Genomic DNA, 4,024 nt, shown 5'->3' with positions numbered 1-4,024 from the left:
TTGACTTTGGGTAAGCTTCTCCAGCCCCCAATCGTCAATTAATAAAACATCAACTTTGGCGAGCTGTCCCATGAACTTCAAATAGCTGCCATCGCCGTGAGATAAAGTAAGCGCTTCGAACAGGCGCGAAGCGCGGAAATAGCGTACGCTGTAGCCCTGGAGGCAGGCCTGGTAACCGAGCGCGCAGGCCAGATAAGTTTTACCGCAACCGGTTGGCCCTGTCATCGCCAGGTTGTGATGTTTAGCGATCCATTCACCGGTTTGTAAAGTAGCAATCTGAGTTTTTTTCAGGCCTCTTGGGTGAGCGTAATCAATATCCTCAAGGCGAGCGGAGAGTTTAAATTTGGCGCCCCGAAGCAAGCGCTGTAGGCGTTTATTTTCACGGTAGGTCATCTCCTGGCCCACTAACAATTCCAACCGTTCGATAAAGCCAAGATCATCATAAGTGTTAGGCTGATTGATCTGTGTATCCAGCGCATCGGCGATCCCGGTGAGTTTAAGTTGGCGAAGTTGTTGCAGCAATTGATGTGATGACATAATCAATGTTCCTATTAACGTAAAAAAATGAATGAATAAAAATCAGTGGTAATATTGTGGGCCACGAATGTTGTCGTGGTGGGCAATAGGGCTATTATCGGCTTGGTCCGTATCGTTAAGTGGTAAATCGAGCTGATCCATTGCGCGCTTCAAAATCGATTTGACACTACGGTAGTTCGGTGAACCTATCGCAAGGGCCCGCGCACAGGCCTGATCGAGACGTTGTGGATCGTATTGGCGAGAAAGGTTCAATAGTCCAAGACAACTGCGATAGGCCTGCTCGGGATGCTGTCTTCTCGCCATCATGGCCTCGACTAACGTGAAGACGTTGGCGCCGATCTGTTTAGCCCATCACTTTAAACGTTCCGGCGTCCAGGTATGATGCTCACGATGGGCATGCGGCATATGATTGGTGTCGGTGGAGAAAGCCCCAGGGCGGCGACTACGAGGATGTTTGGCCACGGGTTTGCCTTCAAAAAAGGCAGCAACGATTTCTCCTGTTGCCTGAATTTCGATTTGATGTTTTACCAGGTGGTGGGGAACAGAGTAATAGCATTGTTCAAACTCGACGTGATAATCGATATTGACGCGAGCCAGTTTAAATTCAGTATATTGGTAAGGTGTTTTCGGCAGTGGTTTTAATGCGGGTTTATCCAATAGCTCAAATTGGCTGAGACGACTACCGGGCAACGAAGATGTTTATAGAGATCTCCACCAGCTTTCTTATCCGCCCAGACTTGCTGATAAATGGTTTCATGGCTTACGATCAATAGGTGAGAGGTTAACAACCATCCAGAAACTTGCTCAGGGCTCCAGTCTAAACGCAGCTTTTCTTCAATAATGCTTATCATGGCTGGCGTCATCTTTGTTGGCTTATTGGCTTCTCTACGCCGTTGCTGAGCTTTTTCTTGAGCTTGCTTATGGCGATACCCCCTCTCGCCACTGTTTCGAGCCAGCTCTCTGCTAATGGCTGACTGGCTAACACCAGCAGGTCTTTCCACGAAGCGGACGTTCACCAAATCAAAATTTTACTCGTAAATCGACCGTTCGGGAATCTTCAGCTCCTTGATATATTCCAGTCTCTTAAAATGATGGGTCACAGATTTCGCTTCTTCATCATGCCTATTCCAGCCAATCCAAGCATCAAGAGCAGAAAGGTGCCGGGTTCTGGGACGGGAACATGATCATTTTTTGGATTGATTCTTATTCGAACCACTAAGTCGTCATCATCGTCGTCACAACAGATCGACGCCGGGTCGTCCATATGAAAAATCCAGTTATCCCTGCCGATAGGCTGGACGATGGATCCACCAAACCCCAGCGAGTTGTCTGCATCACTGAAGGAAACGAGGTCGGACGCTGTAGGAGCAGCCAATAAATTAGTTGTGAAAGACCAGAATGATTCTGCATGAAAAATAGTTTTCATATAGAAGTCCAGCTTTGTGCCCGCGGCTACATAGCCTGCGTTGACAGTAGTGCCACTAATAATATTTACGCCATCCCGCACAATCAGTGCATTTCGATGTGAAAATTCCGAGTCGATGGAAGGCGTTCCAATGCCAAACTCTATGTAGGCAGATGCTGCTTCACTACTGACAAATTCAGCGATTAGATCTCCGGATTTGGAGGTTATAATAAAAGCATTCGCGGTTGACGCAATTGCAAAGCTTAATAACAATCCAATAAATAGCTTTATCATAAGTGTTATCTCCCCGCTAAATATCCTGAGCCACATTCATAAAAATTGAGGTTAAAGTGTAAATAGAAAGCTGAGATCTCAACAGTAGAGCTTGTTAACTTGAATATTACATGCATTTTTCATACTGAAAAAACTAAATCACTATAATTCAACAGGTTGCGATTATATGTGGTTTAATTTCGTATCAGATAATTATGATCTGTAAAAAATTCTGACAATTTCTCGGAGATTAGTGATACCTAATTGAATGGCTCGCATTCTCACAGATTAACATGGAGCCTCTAAATATCGAATCCTGGGACATACTGATTTCCTGTCAAAGCTCAATGACAGCTTTGGGCGAATTCCAGACCTTTAACTTTTCAAACAACAGTTGAAATGTAAAGTCATTATTTCCTAGTGCAAATTTCATTTGATATTTCATATCCACCCTCAAGACAAACTGTACCATGTGGCACGTGCTTTGCCGTGGCGCTTAATACGTCCCTCATTGACCAGTTCACGCAAGCGGACTTTCAGTGTGTTTTGATTAGCGCCCGTAAGATCGACCATTTGCGCAATGGTTAAACGTTCATGTTGCCTCAAGAGCTTAAGCACCTGAACAGAAAGCAGCGGCAGTGAGGTGTCACTGCTCTCTTTTTCTTGTTTTACTTTAGCAGCAAGATTGGCTTTTTGTTTTTTCAGGCAGCGCAAAAAGAACCCCAACCACGGCTCCCAATCAGGTTTGTCGTCTTTGAGTGTTGTTTGAGTACGCCGGAGCGCCTTGTAATAGAGGTCTTTATTCTCTTCAACGATGCTTTCCAAAGACGCATAGGGTACATATTCATAGCCCGAGCGTAATAGCAATAAGGTCGTTAGAATACGCGACAGCCTGCCATTGCCATCTTGGAACGGGTGGATAGCTAAGAACACCACATTAAAAACCGCTGTGATTAACAATGGGTGCATAGCTGACTCGTCAAAGGCTTTGGCAGCCCATCTCACCAACGCTTCCATTTCTCCGGGTGTATCAAAGGGCGTGGCGGTTTCAAATACCACACCGATTTCACGGCCATTTGCATCCTTGGCCACAACATGATTGGGAAGCGTCTTATAAGCACCACGATGACGATCATCCTTAGTGCTGTGGCGAAGCAAAGTCTGGTGTAGTTGACGGATATGGTTCTCGGTCAGATGAAGGTCTTCATAAGCCTGAAACACCAAATCCATTGCCTCAGCATATCCGGCAACCTCCTGCTCATCACGGGTTTTAAAGGAGGTCGAGCTGAGATTTGAAAGCAGCGTTTCCACCTGCGCATCACTAAGCTTGGCCCCTTCTATACGGGTAGAAGAGCCAACGCTTTCAATAGTGGCGACTTTGCGCAACTGTTGCAGCCGCTCTGGGGAGAGTGTTTTCAATGCCTGCCATTGGCCTTTGAACTCATCGATTTCAGCGATAAGCTGCAAAATATCCTGTCCAACGGTAATGCGCGGTTCTTTCATTTACACCTCATAGACTGGCGTGATACCCGATATCCATACCTGATTATACCCGATAATATCCGATAGCCCAGCATTATTTTTGACCAGAGCCGTGAAACTGTGGTCAGTTTACGCTTACCCAATCCGCGTAGGTTTGGTCGAGGGTGTCCAGAGGGGCTATGACATGCCCATTTGATTGATGGGAAGTCCATGAAGGGAGAGCCAACTTCTCAAAGGTGGTGCCCGCTCTGGCGGCAGGGTGTGGGGGTTGGTGGTATCAGTATTGGCCGCTTTCTGCTTAAGATGTTTGAGAATCTGTTCAATCAC

At 46.2% G+C, this 4,024-nt stretch carries 6 protein-coding genes; all 6 read right to left on the bottom strand.

Annotated elements, in window-relative coordinates; translation table 11 throughout:
• The coding region (locus ACQY6F_RS18365; protein WP_428776515.1) for an ATP-binding protein at positions 1 to 537 on the bottom strand (537 nt) is incomplete at its 3' end.
• 42 nt (positions 538 to 579) lie between these two features.
• Positions 580 to 840: a hypothetical protein gene (locus ACQY6F_RS18360; protein WP_428776513.1), complete on the bottom strand. Its 261-nt coding sequence runs from the start codon at positions 838 to 840 to the stop codon at positions 580 to 582.
• A 48-nt stretch (positions 841 to 888) separates the two neighbouring features.
• Entirely contained in the window at positions 889 to 1,194 is a 306-nt protein-coding gene (locus ACQY6F_RS18355; protein ID WP_428776511.1) for a Mu transposase domain-containing protein, read from the bottom strand.
• Positions 1,176 to 1,538 carry a hypothetical protein gene (locus ACQY6F_RS18350; RefSeq protein WP_428776509.1) on the bottom strand — a complete coding sequence of 121 codons (363 nt, stop codon included), beginning with the start codon at positions 1,536 to 1,538 and terminating at the stop codon, positions 1,176 to 1,178. Before ACQY6F_RS18350 ends, ACQY6F_RS18355 begins: the two co-directional genes overlap by 19 nt.
• A gap of 95 nt (positions 1,539 to 1,633) precedes the next feature.
• Entirely contained in the window at positions 1,634 to 2,236 is a 603-nt protein-coding gene (locus tag ACQY6F_RS18345) for a PEP-CTERM sorting domain-containing protein (RefSeq protein ID WP_428776508.1), read from the bottom strand.
• Positions 2,237 to 2,668: 432 nt separating this feature from the next.
• Complete coding sequence (locus ACQY6F_RS18340) at positions 2,669 to 3,718, bottom strand: Fic family protein (protein WP_428633478.1); 1,050 nt, start codon at positions 3,716 to 3,718, stop codon at positions 2,669 to 2,671.
• Between the last annotated feature and the right edge of the window lie 306 nt (positions 3,719 to 4,024).

This window comes from Vibrio sp. (genome assembly GCF_050299255.1).
GTDB lineage: Bacteria > Pseudomonadota > Gammaproteobacteria > Enterobacterales > Vibrionaceae > Vibrio.
The sequence above is the reverse complement of the archived record's forward strand: the minus strand, read 5'-3'. Positions and strand labels throughout refer to the sequence as shown.

Excerpts from the sequence above, each read along its gene's own strand:
- ACQY6F_RS18345 (WP_428776508.1), bottom strand. The coding sequence starts at position 2,236 with ATGATAAAGCTATTTATTGGATTGTTATTAAGCTTTGCAATTGCGTCA.
- ACQY6F_RS18340 (WP_428633478.1), bottom strand. The coding sequence starts at position 3,718 with ATGAAAGAACCGCGCATTACCGTTGGACAGGATATTTTGCAGCTTATC.
- ACQY6F_RS18360 (WP_428776513.1), bottom strand. The coding sequence starts at position 840 with ATGGCGAGAAGACAGCATCCCGAGCAGGCCTATCGCAGTTGTCTTGGA.